This window comes from Pseudomonas sp. N-1-13 (genome assembly GCF_057787095.1).
In genome coordinates this window covers 5,537,397-5,556,197 of record NZ_JBYNRI010000001.1, presented here as the reverse complement: position 1 = coordinate 5,556,197, position 18,801 = coordinate 5,537,397, and the positions used below count along the sequence as shown (strand labels likewise).

Below are 18,801 nucleotides of genomic sequence, written 5' to 3'. Positions count from 1 at the left end.
TTGTCGGCTGATCCACCGCTATCGCGAGCAGGCTCGCTCCCACATTTGTTTTGGGTGATGGCCACAATTGCTTGTACGGACATGTCTATCGCCGACAACCCGTCAGGGATATCACCTCCCGTGTTTCTGTTTGCCGCTCGCGCCCCTATAATGGCTGCCTTTTTCGCCCAATGATTTTGCGGAGCTGGTGATGGCCGAACGTAAGGCGTCTGTCGAGCGCGACACTCTGGAAACCCAGATCAAAGCCTCGATCAACCTGGATGGCACCGGAAAGGCCCGGTTTGATATCGGCGTGCCTTTTCTTGAGCACATGCTGGACCAGATCGCCCGTCATGGGCTGATCGACCTGGATATCGTCAGCAAGGGCGACCTGCACATCGACGACCACCACACGGTGGAAGACGTCGGTATCACCCTGGGGCAGGCCTTCACCAAAGCCATCGGCGACAAGAAAGGCATCCGTCGCTACGGCCACGCCTACGTGCCGCTCGATGAGGCGCTGTCGCGTGTGGTCATCGACTTCTCCGGTCGTCCGGGCCTGCAAATGCATGTGCCGTACACCCGTGCCACCGTTGGCGGCTTCGACGTGGACCTGTTCCAGGAATTTTTCCAGGGCTTCGTCAACCACGCCAATGTGACCCTGCACATCGACAACCTGCGCGGGCACAACACCCACCACCAGATCGAAACCGTGTTCAAGGCTTTCGGCCGCGCGCTGCGCATGGCCGTGGAGCTCGATGACCGCATGGCCGGGCAAATGCCCTCCACCAAGGGCGTCCTGTAATGCAGACGGTCGCGGTTATCGATTACGGCATGGGCAACCTGCACTCGGTGGCCAAGGCCCTCGAGCACGTGGGCGCCGGCAAGGTACTGATCACCAGCGATGCCGACGTGATTCGCGAAGCCGACCGGGTGGTCTTTCCCGGTGTTGGTGCGATTCGTGACTGCATGGCCGAGATCCGTCGCCTGGGCTTCGATTCGCTGGTGCATGAAGTCAGTCAGGATCGTCCGTTCCTCGGCATTTGCGTGGGCATGCAGGCCTTGCTCGAGAGCAGCGAGGAGAACGACGGCGTCGATTGCATCGCGATGTTTCCAGGCCAGGTGAAGTTTTTCGGCAAGGATCTGCACGAAGACGGCGAGCACCTGAAAGTCCCGCACATGGGCTGGAACGAGGTGAAGCAGACGGTGGATCACCCGCTGTGGCACAACATTCCGGACCTGGCGCGCTTCTACTTCGTGCACAGCTACTACATCGCGGCCGCTAACGCCCGGCAGGTGGTGGGCGGCGGTCACTATGGCGTCGACTTCGCCGCGGCCCTGGCCGACGGTTCGCGCTTCGCCGTGCAGTTCCACCCGGAGAAGAGCCATACCCATGGCCTGCAGTTGCTGCAGAACTTCGCGGCGTGGGACGGGCGCTGGTAATGGCCCGCAAGAAACCGCCGATCCTCACTCTCACGCCCGAGCAGGAAAGTGAGGCGAACCTCAAGATCCAACGGTTCATGGAGGATCGTTTCGAACTGGACCTGGGTTCGTTCGAGGCGGCGGAAATTCTTGAGCTGTTTACCCGCGAAATTGCTCCGCACTATTACAACAGGGCGATTTTCGATGTGCAGACGCACCTTAAAGAAAGGTTCGAAAGTATCGAAAGCGACTTGTGGGCGCTCGAGAAAAACTGATTTCCGAGCCAAGCTGAACATTCGAATTTGAAGGTTTGCCAGATGCTGATTATCCCCGCTATCGATCTCAAGGACGGCGCTTGCGTACGTCTGCGTCAGGGCCGGATGGAAGACTCCACGGTGTTCTCCGATGACCCGGTGAGCATGGCCGCCAAGTGGGTGGAGGGCGGCTGCCGTCGCCTGCATCTGGTTGACCTGAACGGTGCCTTCGAAGGGCAGCCGGTGAACGGCGAAGTGGTCACAGCCATTGCCAAGCGCTACCCGAACCTGCCGATCCAGATCGGCGGCGGTATCCGCTCGCTGGAAACCATCGAACACTACGTCAAGGCTGGCGTGAGCTATGTGATCATCGGCACCAAGGCAGTGAAAGACCCGGCGTTTGTCGCTGAAGCTTGCCGCGCCTTCCCGGGCAAGGTCATCGTTGGCCTGGATGCCAAGGACGGTTTCGTCGCCACTGACGGTTGGGCTGAAGTCAGCACCGTGCAGGTGATTGACCTGGCCAAGCGTTTCGAGGCCGACGGGGTGTCTGCCATCGTCTACACCGACATCGCCAAAGACGGCATGATGCAGGGTTGCAACGTTCCGTTCACCGCCGCCCTGGCCGCCGCCACGAAGATTCCGGTGATCGCCTCCGGCGGTATCCATAACCTGGGCGACATCAAGGCGCTGCTCGACGCCAAGGCGCCTGGCATCATCGGCGCGATCACCGGTCGCGCGATCTACGAAGGCACGCTGGATGTCGCTGAGGCCCAGGCCTTCTGCGATTCCTACAAAGGCTGAGGACTGACCATGGCGCTGGCCAAACGCATCATCCCTTGCCTGGACGTGGACAACGGCCGGGTGGTCAAGGGCGTCAAGTTCGAGAACATCCGCGACGCCGGCGACCCGGTGGAAATCGCCCGTCGCTATGACGAGCAGGGCGCGGACGAGATTACCTTCCTCGACATCACGGCCAGCGTCGACGGCCGCGATACCACGCTGCATACCGTCGAGCGCATGGCCAGCCAGGTGTTCATCCCGCTGACCGTGGGCGGTGGCGTGCGCACCGTGCAGGACATCCGCAACCTGCTCAACGCCGGTGCGGACAAGGTGTCGATCAACACCGCCGCGGTGTTCAACCCGGAATTCGTCGGCGAAGCGGCCCAGCGTTTTGGTTCGCAGTGCATTGTCGTGGCCATCGATGCCAAGAAAGTGTCCGGCCCGGGCGAAACCCCGCGCTGGGAGATCTTCACCCACGGTGGGCGCAAACCCACCGGCCTGGACGCCGTGGAATGGGCGAAGAAGATGGAAGGCCTGGGGGCCGGTGAGATCTTGCTGACCAGCATGGACCAGGACGGCATGAAAAACGGTTTCGACCTGGGCGTCACCCGCGCCATCAGCGATGCCTTGGGCATTCCGGTCATCGCCTCCGGCGGCGTCGGCGACCTGCAGCACCTGGCCGATGGCATCCTTGAAGGCCATGCCAGTGCGGTACTGGCGGCGAGCATTTTCCACTTCGGCGAATACACCGTGCCGGAAGCCAAGGCTTACATGGCGCAGCGCGGAATCGTCATTCGATAAGCGGGCACAACCGAGCCCCGATGCTCACCTCAGGGGGCGACGGGGGTTGTGTTCTGCGCCCCTGTCGCAGGGCTCAGTACGTCAATCCTCGGCTGGGATGCCTGGCCTGATTTGTCGTAGGCGATTGTGCAGAATTTCAGCGGCAGTTCTGCATCCGGAAACCAGAAATCCATGTAGGTGTGGGTCAGATACTGCTCATCCCTTGAGCAATCTGTGGTGTCCAGCGGGCCAAATTTGACGGCGTAGGTCCGGTACTCGCTACCGCGTGCCAGCTCCACGCCGACTCCGCTGCTGATCGACAAATCGGGCTGCGCCGTTGGCGTGTCATCAAGGACTTCCACCACAAGGGACAGTCCATTCTTGATGAGTCCGACCTGCGCTCCTTGAGTCGCGGAATCAACGCCAAGAATGCAAAGGAAATAGAAACCGGGCTGGGCGCCGATCTCGCTGTTGATAAACGCGTCGTTAGAACTTATTGCGTCGCTGTAGTAATGGCCACTTTCGCAGTCCTTCGCAGTGCGCACGGTCTTGTGGCGATAAAAAGCGGTGCTGATGGAGAAATGGTAATCCCATGTCGGAATTTCCATCGTCCCGTCATCCCGTTTTTTGAGCCTCTTGTACCTTGCGGGCTCGTTGGCATCAGCACTCACGGTAAACGCCGGATAAAGCGGACAAGAGGAAGTTGCCTCATTGGCAATGTGGCCTTGTACAAAGCATCCGTTGAGAAAGATCGTCGGGTTCCCATAAACGTTTTTGGGAATGGCCTTATAGACATCCCCAACCCGCGTACAGGGTGCATGTTCGTCGCATGGAGCGAAACCGGCCGCCAGGTTACCGGTGCCTATTACGCCTATTATCTCGTTGGAGTGACGATCAAGAATCGGCCCCCCTGAACTGCCGCCGGCTATATCCTGACAGCGCGTCATCACGTTGTTTCGCCACACCCATGGGCCTTCCACTATTTCCCGAGCAGGCTGTAAAGTGCAGGCAGCCATGCGCAATGTGGCTTTGTCGAAACCCTGCGGGGCACTCACGATCAGCACATCGGTCCCGTCGGCAGGCTTTTGCCGGGCCAGTTCCAGGGGCTGTATACCTTCCTCAATGAGTTTCTGAAGGCTGACGTCCAATTCTATGATCGCCAGATCAACGCCTTGCATACTGCGCCATGCCACCTTTTTCAGCGCGTAGGTTTTGAATAATCCGGTGTCGGCGAAGTAATCGAACTGCATGACCCCGCTGACCGGTTTATCCGTCACGATGTTGCCGTTGCCTTTTTCGATACAGTGTCCTGAAGTGAGTACATAGGCGGGTGTTGGTTGGGGTACCGAGGCATCCTGAGTGTCGAGAAGCGTCGCGGTACAAGAGCCGTCGATAAACAGGCGTCCGACGCCCCGCCAGTGGTTGTGTGATCCATCCGCGTTTTCAAGGACCTTAGAGGCCGTAAAATTTTGCATGCCTTCGCCAAAGTCCTGGCTGTGGGCGATACCCTGCAAACTCAGCGAGCAGAGCAGGCCGGTCAGCAGAAAGGAGATCGAATTCATCGAGTGATACCTTTGGTTAGTTGAATGAAAACCGGCAGTGGCCGGTGTTCTCCAATTAATCAGGTAGGGGCTGACGGTTGGCGGTAAATAGTTACCTCAACGGTGAGAGTGCTGTTTTATATTTTGAGTCGTTGAGCCGCCTGGGCAGCAAAGGGCTGTGGACATGCTCGCAGGCCCGAGGCACTCTTGGGCACGCCATGGATTCGGGTAGCAGACATGTTCAGACGCATTCTTTTGGTTATTGCCAGTGCCTCTTTGTTGTTCGCCAACGGGGCGCAGGCTCAAGATCGCCGTGACGTCGGCCTGGTGTTGCTGACGGAAAACTTCCCGCCCTACAACATGGCCAAGAATGGCAAAAACTTCGCTCAGGACGAGAACATCAATGGCATCGCGGTGGATATTGTCCGCGAGATATTCAAACGTGCCGATATCAGCTACAGCCTGACACTGCGTTTCCCGTGGGAGCGAATTTATAAACTGGCCCTGGATAATCCCGGGTACGGCGTGTTTGTCACGGCGCGATTGCCCGAGCGTGAAAAACTCTTCAAATGGGTCGGCCCGATTGGCCCGGACGACTGGATCATGCTCGCCAAGGCCGACAGCAAGATTTCTCTGGACTCGTTGGAGCAGGCGCGTCAATACAGGATCGGGGCTTACAAGGGTGACGCGATTGCCGAGACCTTGGCCAAGCAAGGGCTGAACCCGATTGTCGTGTTGCGCGATCAGGACAACGCCAGGAAGCTGGTCAATGGTCAAATCGATCTGTGGGCCACCGGGGATCCGGCCGGGCGCTATCTGGCGCGTGAGGAAGGGGTGAGCGACCTCAAGACCGTGCTACGGTTCAACAGTGCCGAGTTGTACCTGGCGTTGAACAAAAACGTGCCCGACGACGTGGTCGCCCGCCTTCAAGCGGCCCTGGATGAACTGCGCAAGGAAGGTGCGGTGGACGCGATCATGGCGCGGTATCTCTGATCGCCGATTCGGTTCCGAATGCGCAAATCTGTGGGAGCGAGCTTGCTCGCGAAAGCGGTGGGTCAGCTTGAAGAGATGTTGAATGTACAGCCGTCATCGCGAGCAAGCTCGCTCCCACAGGTATTGTGGGTGTCTGCAAATAATGTGTTCACCATGGATCACTGTGGGAGCGAGCCTGCTCGCGATGGCGGCGCCGCTGTTTGAGATAGCGCTCAGTCGCTACCGATAAACCCCATCTTTGCCATGCCCAGCCATCGCCCGATTGCTGCGCAAGCTGATCATCGACTTGATGTCGATCCATTCGATGCCCTGGGCCTTGAGCCTGGGCAGTTCGCGTTCGAGCACGGCCAGGGTCTGCGGATAGGGATGGCCGATCATCACCGCAGAGCCCTGCTGGCGAGCCAGCTCTATGGCGACCTGAAGCTGATGGGCGATGGCCGCTTCGGTGCGCTCATCGTCCAGGAACACATCACGTGACACGCTGGCGAGGCCGATTTTTTGCGCCTCGGCGGCGGCGACTGTCTGGGCGCTGGTGCGGCTGTCGACAAAGAACTTGTGTCGCTGCTGCAAGTTCGCCATCAACCACGCCATGGCCCGCGGCTGGGAAGTCATGCGGCTGCCCATGTGGTTATTGATCCCGCTGGTGAAGGGCACTGCGGCGAATGCGGCGTCGAGGCGTTTTCCCAACTCTTCAAGGGGCAGTTCCGGATGCCAGGCGAACGGCCCGGTGGCCGGGTCCATGGGCATGTGCAGCATGACGACCTTGCCGGCGCGATGGGCTTCGCGGGCGAGTTCGGCAGCGTGTGGCGTATCGGGCATGATCGCCGCAGTGACCGGGCCGGGCAGGGCCAGCACGCGGCGATCCCGAGGCAGGTTTTGCCCCAGGTCATCGATGATCAGGCTCAGGTAGGCCTTGTGCGGTGTCGGTGCCGGTGTGGCGGGCGCGGCAAAGGCCGCGCCAGCCAGGCAGCACACCAGGCCCAGGATGAAGCGCAGGCCCATCTCAGCGGCCGGAAGTGATGTTCAGTCCTTTGAGCAGGCTCAGGGCCTGAGCCAACTGATAATCATCATCCTGCGGCATGGGCTTGGCCTTGGCGCCGGAACCGGTCGGTTTGTCGGCGCCGCCGTTGCCATTGCCCAAGTGACCCTGCAAGTCAGCTTCCTTGAAGTACTCGCTGTCCTGCTCGCTGGTGATCTTGGCCTTGCGCACCTCGATGTCCGGGACGATGCCCTGGGCCTGGATGGATCGGCCGTTAGGGGTGTAGTACAGCGCAGTAGTGATCTTCAGGGCGCGGTCATTGTTGAGCGGCAAGACGGTCTGCACCGAGCCTTTGCCAAAACTGGTGGTGCCCATGACGACACCGCGTTTCTGGTCCTGCAGGGCGCCGGCGACGATTTCCGATGCCGAAGCGCTGCCACCGTTGATCAGTACCACCAGCGGCACGGCTTCGCTCAGGTCGTTGCCGGTGGCCGAAAAGCGCAGCTCGGAATTGGCGATGCGGCCCTTGGTGTAGACGATCAGGCCCTTGGTGATGAAATGGTCCACCACCTCCACGGCCGATTGCAGCACGCCGCCGGGGTTGTTACGCAGGTCCAGGACCATGCCGTTGAGCTTCTTGCCGTTGTCCTTGCGCAGCTTGGCCAGGGCCTTGGCGACTTCTTCGCCGGTCTTGACCTGGAACTGGGTGATGCGGATGTAGCCGTAGCCCGACTCCAGCAACTGGCTCTTCACGCTTTTGACCTGGATGATCGCGCGGGTCAGGGTCACGTCGAACGGTGTGCCGCCATCGCGCACCAGGGTCAGGGTAATCTTCTGGCCGATCTTGCCGCGCATCTTGTCCACGGCTTCGGTCATGCTCTGGCCGCGAGTCGGCTGGCCGTTGATCTTGACGATGAAGTCACCGGCCTGGATGCCGGCCTTGGAAGCAGGCGTGTCGTCGATGGGCGAAACCACTTTGACGAAGCCGTCTTCGCTGCCGACCTCGATGCCCAGGCCGCCGAACTCGCCGCTGGTGCTTTCCTGCAGCTCGGCGAAATCTTCCGGCCCCAGGTAGGCCGAGTGGGGGTCAAGGTTGCTGAGCATGCCCTTGATGGCGTTCTCCAGCAGCAGCTTGTCGTCCACCGGTTCCACGTAGGCGGCCTTGATCCGGTCCATGACTTCGGCAAAGGTGCGCAGTTCGTCCAGCGGCAGCGGGGCCTTGGTGGTCGCGGCCGTAGCGGCGGTCGACGAGGGGGCCGGTTCAGCGGCGAACGCCAGGGGCGCACCGATCACTAGGGCGATCGTCAGGGCCAGCGAGGTGAGGCGGGACAAATGCAGCATGTCGAACGAACTCCTGAGTTGGATGGGCGCGCTTATCCTTGCGCACGACACCATTGGGTCGGGTCACTGGGGCGACCCTGCTGACGAATAGCGAAATACAGCGCTGGCGTATCCTGCCCGCCACTGTTACCAACCGTAGAGATGGACTCGCCGGCCTTGACTACATCGCCGGCCGCCTTGAGCAGCGTCTGGTTATGGCCGTACAGGCTCAAATAGCCATTACCATGATCCAGGATCACCAGCAGGCCGGCGCCGCGAAGCCAGTCGGCGAACACCACACGACCGCCATGCACGGCATGCACCTGGCTGCCGGCAGTGGCGCTGATCATCACGCCGTCCCATTTGGTGCGGGTATCATCGCCGCGGGTTTGGCCGAAGCGTGCAAGCAATCGACCATTGACCGGCCATGGAAGTTTGCCCCGTGCCGAAGCAAAGGCGCCGCCGAAGGTTTCACCCCCTGCCGAAACCAGGGGGCCAGGGCTTGATCGGGCAGGTTTGCGCGGTGCATCGCTGGCGTCGGCCTGGGCCTCACGCAAGCGCTTTTTTTCGGCTTCCTGCTGGGCGATCAGCGCCTTCTGGCGCGCTTCTTCCGCCTCTCGAGCCTGGCGTGCCAGGGTTTCTTCGATGGTCTTCAAGACTTTTGCCAGTTGAGCCTGGTCCTGCTCGCGAGCCTTGAGCTTGCTGTCGCGGGCCTTCACGTCCTCATTGAGCTTGGCCAGGGCGACCTGACGCTCCTTGCGAACCTTCTCGAGTTCTTCGCGCTGGGTGTCGAGGCTGCTTTTCTGCACCAGCAACTGGGCCTGCTGCAATTCAATCTCTTTTTCGACATTGGCCAGCTGGCGCAGGGTTTCGTTAAAGCTCTTGAGTTGCTCCAGGCGTGCCTGGCTCAGGTAATCGTAGTACGTGAGTGTGCGAGCGAATTTCTCGGGGTTCTGCTGGTTGAGCAACAGCTTGAGGTACTCCTGACGGCCGTTCTGGTAGGCCGCGCGGGCCTGGATGGCGATCAGCTTTTGCTGTTCAGTGCGCGCGCTCTGGAGTTTTTTTTTCTCCGTATCGAGTCGCTGCAACTCGGATTCACTTTTCTTCAGCTCTTGTTGCAGGGCGTCGACCTGCTTTTCCAGCTTGCCCATCTCGGTCTCGGTACCGCGCAGATCTTTCTGCACGCCGGACTTCTCTTCCTGCAACTTGCCCAGCAGCTTTTTCAGCTCGGCAATGTCCTGACGCGTGGCGTCCAACTGCTGTTGGGTTTGTGCGCGCTCGTCAGCGAAGGCCGGTTGGAGCAGGCAGGTCAGAGCGAGGGCTATCAGAACGCGAAGCATAGAGGCGGGCGACACCAGGGAAAGGGACGGCCTAGTATGCCCGCCCCACGCTGCAAAAAAAACGCCCATTTGGGGCTGTGTGATAACTGGCCCAAAAAACACCAAAAACCAATGTGGGAGCGAGCTTGCTCGCGATGGCGCCAGCACATTCAACAAAGATGTTGATTGGAAGATCGCTATCGCGAGCAAGCTCGCTCCCACAGGGTATGCGGTGATTGATGGATCAATCAGACCAGGATCGACGTCCCGGTCATCTCCGTCGGCTTCTCCATCCCCAGCAACATCAGCATGGTCGGCGCCACGTCAGCCAGTACGCCGCCATCGCGGACCTTGAAGTCACGCTTGCCGACATAGATAAATGGCACCGGCTCGGTGGTGTGGGCGGTGTGGGCCTGGCCGGTGGACTCGTCGGACATCTGCTCGACATTCCCGTGGTCGGCGGTGATCAGCGCTTCACCGCCGACTTTTTCCAGCGCCTCGACGATGCGCCCGACGCAGGTGTCCAGGCATTCCACCGCTTTGACCGCGGCGTCGAACACCCCGCTGTGGCCGACCATGTCGCCGTTGGCGTAGTTGACCACGATCACGTCGTAGCGCTGGTGCTCGATGGCATCGACGATGCGGTCGGTGACCTCCGGTGCGCTCATCTCCGGTTGCAGGTCATAGGTGGCGACTTTCGGCGACGGGATCAGGATGCGTTCTTCGCCGGGGAAGGGCTCTTCACGGCCACCGGAGAAGAAGAACGTCACGTGGGCATACTTCTCGGTTTCAGCGATGCGCAGTTGGGTCTTGCCGTTCTTCGCCAGGTAGTCGCCCAGCACGTTTTCCAGGCTGCCGGCGGCGAAGGCCGACGGCGCGGGGATGCTGGCGGCGTATTGGGTCAGCATCACGAAGCCGGCCAGTTTCGGCTGGCGGGCGCGTTCGAACTCCTTGAAATCGTCTTCGACAAACACGCGGGTCAGCTCGCGGGCACGGTCGGCGCGGAAGTTCATGAACACCACGGCGTCGCCGTCCTCGACTTTGACCGGCTCGCCGATGGTGGTGGCCTTGACGAATTCGTCGCTTTCACCCCGCTCGTAGGCGGCTTGCAGGCCTTCCTGGGCGGTGGCGGCGTTGAACTCGGCGTTGCCGTCGACGATCAGGTTGTAGGCCTGGGACACCCGGTCCCAGCGGTTATCGCGGTCCATGGCGTAGTAACGGCCGACGATGCTGGCGATACGGCCCTTGCCGAGAGCCTGGAAGGTGCTGTCGAGCAGTTCGATCGACGAAGTGGCGCTTTTTGGTGGCGTGTCGCGGCCATCGAGGAACGCGTGCAGGTAGATTTTTTCGGCACCGCGCTTGAAGGCCAGTTCAGCCATGGCGATCAGGTGGTCCTGGTGGCTGTGCACGCCGCCATCGGACAGCAGGCCCATGAAGTGGACGGCTTTGCCAGCAGCCACGGCTTTATCCACAGCAGCGCAGATGGTCGGGTTTTCAAAGAACTCGCCGTCGCGGATCGCTTTGGTCACGCGGGTGAAGTCCTGATACACCACGCGGCCCGCGCCGAGGTTCATGTGGCCGACTTCGGAGTTGCCCATCTGTCCGTCGGGCAGGCCGACGTCCATGCCGCTGCCGGAGATCAGGCCGTTCGGCACGGTGGCCCACAGACGGTCCAGCACAGGCTTGCGGGCCGCGTACACGGCATTGGATTCGTGGCTGTCACTGTGACCGAAGCCGTCGAGAATCATCAGGACCAAAGGTTTAGGCGTGGTAGTCATGGAATCCACTCGTGGCTGATTAAAAGAAGGCGATGGAAAAGGGACGGGCAGTTTAAAGGTAAGTTCCGGTGCCGTCACCGCCGGGCGGGGTTTGGCCGGCCTTGTGTGCTGTGTATACTGGCCGACATTTTAACGCCCTGGAACCTCCTTCGATGGTTGCTCACCTGATTGAATTTGCCACTAACCACTACCTTCTCGTCGGTATCTTCGTCGTACTGCTGGCGTTGCTGGTTGCCCATACGATGCAGGGCGGCGGTCGCAGCCTCAGTACTGGCGAGCTGACGGCACTGGTCAACAAGGACACCGGCGTGGTGGTAGACATCCGCCCGAGCAAGGATTTCGCCGCTGGTCACATTGTCGGCGCGGTGAACATTCCCCAGGACAAACTGATCGCTCGTATCGGTGAACTGGAAAAACACAAGGCCAAGACGCTGATCCTGGTGGATGCTCAGGGCCAGCACGCAGGCACTCATGCCCGCGAGCTGATGAAGTCCGGCTTTACCGCCGCCAAACTGTCCGGTGGCGTTGCAAGCTGGAAAGCCGACAATCTGCCCCTGGTGAAGTGATATGACCCACGTTGTTGTCTATTCCAGCGATTACTGCCCCTATTGCTCCCGAGCCAAGTTCCTGCTCAAGAACAAAGGTGTGGCTTTCGAAGAGATCAAGGTCGACGGCAAGCCGCAACTGCGCGCCGAAATGACTCAAAAGGCCGGACGTACCTCCGTGCCGCAGATCTGGATCGGCAGCACCCACGTGGGCGGTTGCGATGATCTGTTTGCCCTGGATCGCGCCGGCAAGCTCGATGCGATGCTCAAGGCCTGAATTCCCCACTAAGAACCTGAAAGTAAGAAGGATCTGCGATGACTGACCAACAGAACACAGCTGCCAGCGAAGAAGAAACCGCACCGCAATTCTCCTTGCAGCGTATTTATGTGCGTGACCTGTCCTTCGAAGCCCCGAAAAGCCCGGCGATCTTTCGCCAGCAGTGGGAGCCGAGCGTAGGCCTGGACCTGAACACTCGCCAGAAAGCCCTGGAAGATGATTTCCACGAAGTGGTGCTGACCCTGTCGGTGACCGTGAAGAACGGTGACGAAGTGGCGTTCATTGCCGAAGTGCAGCAAGCCGGGATCTTCCTGATCAAGAACCTGGATGCCGCTTCGATGAGCCACACCCTGGGTGCCTTCTGCCCCAACATCCTGTTCCCGTACGCCCGCGAAACCCTGGACAGCCTGGTGACCCGCGGTTCGTTCCCGGCCCTGATGCTGGCCCCGGTGAACTTCGATGCCCTGTACGCGCAAGAACTGCAGCGCATGCAGCAAGAAGGCGCCGCGACCGTTCAGTAAGCGGTATCGCGGCTGTAGCACAAGGTATAAACCTGTGGGAGCGAGCCTGCTCGCGATAGCGTCATGTCAGTCAGTATTGAGTTGACTGGTAAAGCGCTATCGCGAGCAGGCTCGCTCCCACAGAAGTTTCTGGCCAGGGTTACCGGAAACCGTTCTGCCGCCAGGCCTCGTAAACGGCCACTGCCACGGTATTGGACAGGTTCAGGCTGCGACAGCCTTCGCGCATCGGCAGGCGCAGACGCTGGTCGGCGGGCAGGGCGTCCAGTACCTCGGCCGGCAGGCCACGGCTTTCCGGGCCGAACAGGAACGCATCGCCCGCGACGAAGCTGGCATCATGGAATGGCCGCGACCCCTTGGTGGTGAAGGCAAACAAGCGCGGATGCCCCAGGCTCTCCAGACAGCTGGCGAGATCGGCATGGCGTTGCAGGGTGGCATACTCGTGGTAGTCGAGACCGGCACGGCGCAGGCGCTTGTCGTCCATCTCGAAGCCCAGTGGTTCGATCAGATGCAGGTGGCAGCCGCTGTTGGCGCACAGCCTGATGACGTTGCCGGTGTTCGGCGGAATTTCCGGTTGAAAAAGGATGACGTGAAACATGCACGGCTCCGCAGATAAAGATGAGCGGCATTCTACGCCGCAAACCGATCAGCGTTCGAAGCTATTACCTCGAGTGATGGGGTCTTTGGCGATCTTCGGTCTGATGGTCGGCCTGATGATCGGTCGCCTGACCACGCCCGAGCCGAGCGTGCTGCAACAGGTCGAAGTGATCGACGGGACGCTGGTGGCCTGGTTCAACAACGAGCCCAAGCTGCATGGGGAAATCATCGACGGCTCAGTGGCGCTGTTGCTCCAGGCAGAGGGCCGTCCGCAGAAGGGCCAGCTCAAACTCAATGGCAAGGACGTGAACTGGCGGGTGCGTTTGAGTGACAAAGGGTTGTTGCTGACGCTGGTGGCGGCGCGTCCATTGCGGGGGGAGTGGGCCGGCAGCGAGGTCGATGACCGCTGGCGGCTGGAGATCCGTCTCCAGGAGCAATAAAAGAGGGAATCCCCGGCCTGCCTGTACCAAGGTCCCCAAACGGGAGGGGCTTGCGTTAAACGCGCAGCCCCGGGTGTAAAGAAGGGAAACCTTGACCTGCCTGTATCAAGGCCCCCAAAACAGTGGGCTCGATGAGCCCGATGTAAAATGGGGAATCCCCGGCCTGCCTGTACCAAGGTCCCCGAAACTGGGTAGTGATTGAGTTATTGCAGGGGGCGTGCCAGTTTTAAATGGCTTGTCACAAAAAATCTGCTGATGATGCGCAAAGCCCCGTATTTCGGGGCTTTTGCTTTTGTTTGTGCGGTTTCTTCGAGTTGGGCTGATTGGTTTTGACGGGGGGCCGCATGTGCCATTGCGGTTCTCAGTGCATCGATGCGGTGCATCAAGCCTTCAAAAGCATCGCGAGCAGGCTCGCTCCCACAAGATAGTCGCGACACCGCAAACCTTTGTGGGAGCGAGCCTGCTCGCGATTGGCCTTCAAGATCAGTGAAGGGCTAAAGGCTGCTCAGCCCTCATCCCCCTCATCATCATCCCCGCCATCAACCTTCATCCCCAATTCCTTGATCTTGCGGGTCAAGGTATTGCGGCCCCAGCCCAGCAGCACCGCGGCGTCGCGACGGCGGCCGGCGGTGTGCTTGAGGGCGGTCTCGATCATGATGCGTTCGAAACTCGGTACGGCGCTGTCCAGCAGGTTCGATTGGCCGCGGGCCAGGGCCTGGTCGGCCCACTGGCGCAGGGCCTGTTCCCAGTTGGTCACCGGGGCCGAGTCCTGCGGCAGGCTGAGCAGCTCCGGTGGAAGATCGCTGATGTGCACTTCGCGACCGGACGCCATCACCGTGATCCAGCGGCAGGTGTTCTCCAGCTGGCGCACGTTGCCGGGCCACGGCAGGTTCTTGAGGTATTCCTCGGTTTCGCTCTTGAGCAGTTTGGGCTCTACCGCCAGCTCCTGGGCCGCGCGGCTGAGGAAGTGCCGGGCCAGGGTCGGGATGTCTTCGCGACGGTCCGCCAGGCGCGGGATATGAATGCGGATCACATTCAGGCGATGGAACAAGTCTTCGCGGAATTTGCCCGCGTGGACCAGGGTTTCCAGGTTCTGGTGGGTCGCGGCGATGATGCGTACATCGACCTTGACCGGTGTATGGCCGCCCACCCGATAGAACTCGCCGTCCGCCAGCACGCGCAACAGCCGGGTCTGGGTGTCAGCCGGCATGTCGCCGATTTCGTCGAGGAACAAGGTGCCGCCGTCGGCTTGTTCGAAGCGCCCGCGCCGCAGGTTGGCTGCGCCGGTGAACGCGCCTTTCTCGTGACCGAACAGCTCGGACTCCATCAGGTCCTTGGGGATCGCCGCCATGTTCAGCGCAATGAACGGTGAGGCCGCCCGTGGACTGTGGCGGTGCAGGGCATGGGCGACCAGTTCTTTACCGGTGCCCGATTCGCCGTTGATCAGCACGGTAATGTTGGAGTGGCTCAAGCGCCCAATGGCGCGAAACACTTCCTGCATTGCCGGCGCTTCACCGATGATTTCCGGGGTGCGTGCCAGCGCTGGCACCTCTTCCATACCCTGTTGCTCCTGGGCGTGCTGGTTGGCGCGCTTGACCAGTGACACGGCCTCATCGACGTCGAAGGGCTTGGGCAGGTATTCGAAGGCGCCGCCCTGGTAGGACGCCACAGCGCTGTCCAGGTCCGAATGGGCGGTCATGATGATCACCGGCAGCCGTGGGTGCTGCTCGCGAATCCGCGCCAGCAGGTCCAGACCGCTAGCGCCGGGCATGCGGATGTCGGAGATGATGACGTCCGGTTGCTGACGGGCCAGGCGGCTCATCACTCCGTCGGCGCTGTCGAAGCTCTGGGTGGTCATGCCTTCCTGTTGCAAGGCTTTTTCCAGGACCCAACGGATAGAACGGTCGTCATCGACGATCCACACGGTTTCACTACGGCTCATGTCGATGTGGCTCCTTGTTCCAGTGGCAGGAAGATCGAAAAGGTGGTGTGGCCGGGATGGCTCTCACATTCGATCAAGCCCTGATGCTGACTGATGATGTTTTGGGTAATGGACAGGCCCAGCCCGGTACCGTCAGGGCGGCCGCTGACCATGGGAAAGAAGATGGTTTCCTGCAACTCCGCGGGAATGCCCGGGCCGTTGTCGATGATTTCGATCTTGGTCACCAGGCGATGACGCACATGGCCGATGGTGAACTGGCGCATGGCGCGGGTGCGCAGGCTGATGCGGCCCAGGCGCAGCTCGTTCTGGCTGCTGATGGCCTGCATGGCGTTGCGCACGATGTTCAGCACCGCCTGGATCATCTGCTCGCGATCGATCAAAACATCGGGAATGCTCGGGTCGTAGTCGCGCACCAAGGTGATGCACCCCTGGCTCTCGGCTTCCACCAGGCTGCTGACGCGCTCCAGCACTTCGTGAACGTTGCACATCGCCAGGGACGGCAGCTTGTTGGAGCCGAGCATGCGATCCACCAGATTGCGCAAGCGGTCGGCTTCTTCAATGATGACGTTGGTGTAGTCCTTGAGACTTTCTTCGGGCAGCTCCCGGGCCAACAGTTGCGCCGCGCCGCGAATCCCGCCGAGGGGGTTCTTGATCTCATGGGCCAGGCCGCGCACCAGCATCTTGCTGGTTTCCTGCTTGGACAACTGAGCCTCTTCCTTGGTGATGCGCAGCAGGCGATCACGGGGGTGCACCTCCAGTAGCAACAGCGTGGCACCGTTGTTCAGGATCGGTGTTACCGCGTAATCCACGGTCAGTGTCTGGCCGGTCAGGGCGGTGAGCATCGCTTCGCGCTTGGTGAACGGGTGCGCCTGTTCCACTGCCTGGCGCAAGGAGTTGAGCGCCTCGGCCGATTCGGTGAACAGCTCGCTGATGAACTGCCCGTGGCTGCGCTGGCCGCTGACGGCCAGCAGCATCTCTGCCGCCGGGTTCATGTACTCGAGCCGCAGTTCGGCATCGAGCAGGATGGTTGCGGTGGTGAGGTTATCGAGTAGCAAGCGGTGTAGTGCGTCGCTAATGGTCATCAGGACCTCTTTTGGAGCGTAAGCAAGCACGCGTATGACGCGCCGATACAAGGAAAATGCAAAAACCAAACCAAGGCTCCGAAAAGAAGCGTTTAGAGCCTCAAACGAACCTTTTTCGCCCGATTGCGTGGCGTTCTGCCAGCTTTTTCGGGTACTTTCGAACCAAAATGGGCTGGAATTTGAGTAGGGTGCAGACACTTGCACCAATATAGTGCGCCATCCAGGCGGGCGTTAGAAGAACGGCAGGATGCTGCTTTGCTCTTCTGCGGGCTCGTCGGTGAGGGGGCATTCGGGACGCTGGCCGTAGTCGGCGGTGGCGCAGGGTTTGATGCGGCGTTTCTGCGCCAGGGAAATGCGCTGCATGTGGAAGGGCTGGTTGGCGGTACGTTCGACGATACGGCCCTGCTCATCGAGAATCTCTACCGCCAGATGATGGCTGCCCCGATCAATGTTGCTCAGCGCGAACACTGGGCTGGGTCCCGGTTCGCCTGTGGGGTTGCCATCCAGTAGCAGGCGGTAGCGGTGGCCTTTTTGCAAACCGGGTTCGCTGGTGACCGTGACGATCAGTTCCCCCGCTGTGCTGCGTATCGTGGCATCCGGTTCAGGGATCAACAGTCGCAGCATTTCGTAACGGAACATGGGATCGGGCTTTTTTTCAGGCGCCGACGCCGAGGCTGCGCCGGAGGGCGGTGTCGCCATCCGGTTGGCGGGCGGCAGTTGCACTTTCTGTGCGTTACCGGGACGCGGTTGATCGGTGAAGACGCGATTGCCCTGGGCGTCGATGTAGGTATAGACCTGCGCTGCCCCCAGCCCTGGCAGCACGGCCAGGCACAGCACGAGCAGCCAGCGGATCATGGGCGGTGCACCCGTTGCACGGTGAAGATGACGGTTTCGCTCTGTTGCACAAGATGTTCGCCGTCGATGACCTGTACCGCCAGGCTGTGCTCGCCCCGATCGATATTCACCAATTGCAGGCGCGGCACGTTGCTCGGCTGGCCATAGGGCTGGCCGTCCAGCAACAACCTGAACAGATGAGGGCTTTGCAGACGCGGCCGAGCCAGGACGCCAACGGTGAAGGTGCCGTTGTTGGCGCGCAGGGCCTCTTCGCTGGGGATGTCTGTCAGCTCCAGAGTTTCGTAGGCGTTGCCTGGCTCGTCCCGGTTCGCGGCGGGCGCAGCAGCGTTCGGGTTGGTCGGGGGCTGGGGTTCGACACTGTTGAGTGGCGGCAGCTCCACTGCCTGGGCCGGTATGCCATCGGGCGGCTGGTTGCTATAGGCGGTGTTACCGTCGGCGTCGGTGTATTTGTAGATCTGTGCGGCGGCTGGCAGCGCCAACAGCAACAACAGCATTCCTGGAAAGCCACGACCCATAAAATCAACCGAAAACCGAAAGTGTTGGATTGCAGCATAGGTCAGGGGAGGCGGTTGGCCCAAGTTGTTGCACGCCATCCCTTGTGGGGGCGGTGTTCACAGCCTCCAGGTTCGACACTGGACCCCTGTGGGAGCGAGCCTGCTCGCGATGGCGGAGTGTCAGTCACACAAGTGGTAGATGGGCTGGCCTCATCGCGAGCAGGCTCGCTCCCACAGGGGAAAGATGTGTGGGCTCAGGATTTTGTGAGGACGCACAGCTCTGCGGTCGCCCGAACCAGCGCCATTTGCCGCAACGGGTCGTTACTGACGGTATGGGTGGCCTGGGCCAGCCATTGCGGGCATTGCGGGTCGGTGCGGTAGGGGCTGAAGTCGGCCAGTTGTTGCAGCAGGCGTTTTTGCAGTTGATCCAGCTGCGGGCGGATCTGCCTAACCAGGTCCGGGCGCGGTGCGTCCGGGGCTTTGCCTTGCAGTTGCCAGTCGGACAGATGCGCGTATTGCACCAGTTTGTTGGCTTCTATTTGTGCGGCGAAAAACGCCTCTACCGCTTCACTGCTCAGTTTGTAAGCTGGTGCCTGGGCGACGGCAGCGGCGATCACCTCGCGTTCGCGCTGGCGATCTTCCACCGGTTTGCGGCTGTCCCACTTGCTCAGGGCGACCTGATCGGCAATGGCCAGGCGCTCGCCTATGGTGCCGAGCAGTGGGGCGAGGGTGGTGGGTGCGGTGGCGGCCTGGGCGGCGGTGCCCAACAACGCGGCAGACAGAGCAAGGCAGAATGAAACGCGCGAAGTCATGGGTGATCTCGTCTTCGAATAGTGGAGGGCGCAGACAATCATGCACGTAACCTGCGCCCATAAAAAAGGCCTCCCGAAGGAGGCCTCTTTTTAT

22 protein-coding genes are annotated in these 18,801 nt (G+C 60.8%); 10 read left to right on the top strand and 12 right to left on the bottom strand.

Annotation, left to right across the window (positions count from 1 at the left end):
- Positions 1-190: 190 nt before the first annotated feature.
- From hisB to hisF, 5 genes are read left to right on the top strand one after another with little or no spacing between them, the layout of a single operon-like run.
- Positions 191-784 (top strand): imidazoleglycerol-phosphate dehydratase HisB, encoded by a 594-nt coding sequence (gene hisB, locus AC3I65_RS24900; RefSeq protein ID WP_003186751.1) that lies wholly within the window; start codon positions 191-193, stop codon positions 782-784.
- Positions 784-1,422: an imidazole glycerol phosphate synthase subunit HisH gene (gene hisH / locus AC3I65_RS24895; RefSeq protein WP_160894010.1), complete on the top strand. Its 639-nt coding sequence runs from the start codon at positions 784-786 to the stop codon at positions 1,420-1,422. Before hisB ends, hisH begins: the two co-directional genes overlap by 1 nt.
- Complete coding sequence (locus tag AC3I65_RS24890; RefSeq protein ID WP_047226899.1) at positions 1,422-1,676, top strand: DUF2164 domain-containing protein; 255 nt, start codon at positions 1,422-1,424, stop codon at positions 1,674-1,676. Before hisH ends, AC3I65_RS24890 begins: the two co-directional genes overlap by 1 nt.
- 42 nt (positions 1,677-1,718) lie before the next feature.
- Positions 1,719-2,456 carry a 1-(5-phosphoribosyl)-5-[(5-phosphoribosylamino)methylideneamino]imidazole-4-carboxamide isomerase gene (gene hisA, locus AC3I65_RS24885; protein WP_047226900.1) on the top strand — a complete coding sequence of 246 codons (738 nt, stop codon included), beginning with the start codon at positions 1,719-1,721 and terminating at the stop codon, positions 2,454-2,456.
- A 9-nt stretch (positions 2,457-2,465) separates the two neighbouring features.
- A complete protein-coding gene (gene hisF, locus AC3I65_RS24880; protein WP_488524244.1) occupies positions 2,466-3,236 on the top strand; it encodes an imidazole glycerol phosphate synthase subunit HisF in 771 nt (256 codons plus the stop codon).
- Positions 3,237-3,265: 29 nt separating this feature from the next.
- Here the strand turns inward: hisF and AC3I65_RS24875 are convergent, their stop codons facing one another.
- Positions 3,266-4,777 (bottom strand): trypsin-like serine peptidase, encoded by a 1,512-nt coding sequence (locus AC3I65_RS24875; RefSeq protein WP_488524243.1) that lies wholly within the window; start codon positions 4,775-4,777, stop codon positions 3,266-3,268.
- A gap of 216 nt (positions 4,778-4,993) precedes the next feature.
- Here AC3I65_RS24875 and AC3I65_RS24870 point away from each other — a divergent pair, with 216 nt between their 5' ends.
- Entirely contained in the window at positions 4,994-5,749 is a 756-nt protein-coding gene (locus tag AC3I65_RS24870; protein ID WP_305466913.1) for a substrate-binding periplasmic protein, read from the top strand.
- 219 nt (positions 5,750-5,968) lie between these two features.
- On the opposite strand, the gene AC3I65_RS24865 is transcribed toward AC3I65_RS24870, so the two are convergent.
- The 4 genes from AC3I65_RS24865 to gpmI form a co-directional block, all read right to left on the bottom strand.
- Positions 5,969-6,751, bottom strand: coding sequence for a divergent polysaccharide deacetylase family protein (locus tag AC3I65_RS24865; RefSeq protein ID WP_288911517.1), 783 nt, complete (start codon positions 6,749-6,751; stop codon positions 5,969-5,971).
- Between the two features lies 1 nt (position 6,752).
- Positions 6,753-8,069, bottom strand: coding sequence for a S41 family peptidase (locus tag AC3I65_RS24860; RefSeq protein WP_047226905.1), 1,317 nt, complete (start codon positions 8,067-8,069; stop codon positions 6,753-6,755).
- Positions 8,070-8,101: 32 nt separating this feature from the next.
- The gene (locus AC3I65_RS24855; RefSeq protein WP_047226906.1) at positions 8,102-9,388 is read right to left on the bottom strand and encodes a murein hydrolase activator EnvC family protein; all 1,287 of its coding nucleotides are present in this window, start codon (positions 9,386-9,388) and stop codon (positions 8,102-8,104) included.
- 227 nt (positions 9,389-9,615) lie between these two features.
- A complete protein-coding gene (gpmI, locus tag AC3I65_RS24850) occupies positions 9,616-11,145 on the bottom strand; it encodes a 2,3-bisphosphoglycerate-independent phosphoglycerate mutase (RefSeq protein WP_274090777.1) in 1,530 nt (509 codons plus the stop codon).
- Between the two features lie 152 nt (positions 11,146-11,297).
- Here gpmI and AC3I65_RS24845 point away from each other — a divergent pair, with 152 nt between their 5' ends.
- The 3 genes from AC3I65_RS24845 to secB are packed head-to-tail and all read left to right on the top strand — an operon-like array spanning position 11,298 to position 12,488.
- Positions 11,298-11,711: a rhodanese-like domain-containing protein gene (locus AC3I65_RS24845; RefSeq protein WP_047226908.1), complete on the top strand. Its 414-nt coding sequence runs from the start codon at positions 11,298-11,300 to the stop codon at positions 11,709-11,711.
- Position 11,712: 1 nt separating this feature from the next.
- Positions 11,713-11,967 carry a glutaredoxin 3 gene (grxC, locus tag AC3I65_RS24840; RefSeq protein WP_047226909.1) on the top strand — a complete coding sequence of 85 codons (255 nt, stop codon included), beginning with the start codon at positions 11,713-11,715 and terminating at the stop codon, positions 11,965-11,967.
- Positions 11,968-12,005: 38 nt separating this feature from the next.
- Positions 12,006-12,488, top strand: coding sequence for a protein-export chaperone SecB (gene secB / locus AC3I65_RS24835; RefSeq protein ID WP_047226910.1), 483 nt, complete (start codon positions 12,006-12,008; stop codon positions 12,486-12,488).
- Between the two features lie 139 nt (positions 12,489-12,627).
- Here secB and trmL read toward each other — a convergent pair whose 3' ends face one another.
- Positions 12,628-13,083 carry a tRNA (uridine(34)/cytosine(34)/5-carboxymethylaminomethyluridine(34)-2'-O)-methyltransferase TrmL gene (trmL, locus tag AC3I65_RS24830; RefSeq protein ID WP_047226911.1) on the bottom strand — a complete coding sequence of 152 codons (456 nt, stop codon included), beginning with the start codon at positions 13,081-13,083 and terminating at the stop codon, positions 12,628-12,630.
- Between trmL and AC3I65_RS24825 the strand changes: the two genes are divergently transcribed.
- Positions 13,082-13,522 carry a hypothetical protein gene (locus AC3I65_RS24825; RefSeq protein WP_076383353.1) on the top strand — a complete coding sequence of 147 codons (441 nt, stop codon included), beginning with the start codon at positions 13,082-13,084 and terminating at the stop codon, positions 13,520-13,522. The genes trmL and AC3I65_RS24825 overlap by 2 nt on opposite strands.
- Before the next feature lie 203 nt (positions 13,523-13,725).
- On the opposite strand, the gene AC3I65_RS24820 is transcribed toward AC3I65_RS24825, so the two are convergent.
- The 6 genes from AC3I65_RS24820 to AC3I65_RS24795 all read right to left on the bottom strand — a co-directional run bounded on the left by AC3I65_RS24820 (position 13,726) and on the right by AC3I65_RS24795 (position 18,707).
- Complete coding sequence (locus AC3I65_RS24820; protein ID WP_160894004.1) at positions 13,726-13,905, bottom strand: hypothetical protein; 180 nt, start codon at positions 13,903-13,905, stop codon at positions 13,726-13,728.
- A gap of 122 nt (positions 13,906-14,027) precedes the next feature.
- Entirely contained in the window at positions 14,028-15,464 is a 1,437-nt protein-coding gene (gene ntrC / locus AC3I65_RS24815) for a nitrogen regulation protein NR(I) (RefSeq protein ID WP_047226913.1), read from the bottom strand.
- Complete coding sequence (gene glnL, locus AC3I65_RS24810) at positions 15,461-16,546, bottom strand: nitrogen regulation protein NR(II) (RefSeq protein ID WP_047226914.1); 1,086 nt, start codon at positions 16,544-16,546, stop codon at positions 15,461-15,463. The genes ntrC and glnL overlap by 4 nt, the downstream gene beginning before the upstream one ends.
- Before the next feature lie 231 nt (positions 16,547-16,777).
- Positions 16,778-17,401, bottom strand: a complete 624-nt coding sequence (locus tag AC3I65_RS24805) for a DUF4124 domain-containing protein (RefSeq protein ID WP_488524242.1) — start codon at positions 17,399-17,401, stop codon at positions 16,778-16,780.
- The gene (locus AC3I65_RS24800) at positions 17,398-17,916 is read right to left on the bottom strand and encodes a DUF4124 domain-containing protein (protein WP_047226964.1); all 519 of its coding nucleotides are present in this window, start codon (positions 17,914-17,916) and stop codon (positions 17,398-17,400) included. Before AC3I65_RS24800 ends, AC3I65_RS24805 begins: the two co-directional genes overlap by 4 nt.
- Before the next feature lie 233 nt (positions 17,917-18,149).
- On the bottom strand, positions 18,150-18,707 hold the full coding sequence (locus AC3I65_RS24795) for a chorismate mutase (protein WP_173406453.1): 558 nt from the start codon (positions 18,705-18,707) through the stop codon (positions 18,150-18,152).
- Between the last annotated feature and the right edge of the window lie 94 nt (positions 18,708-18,801).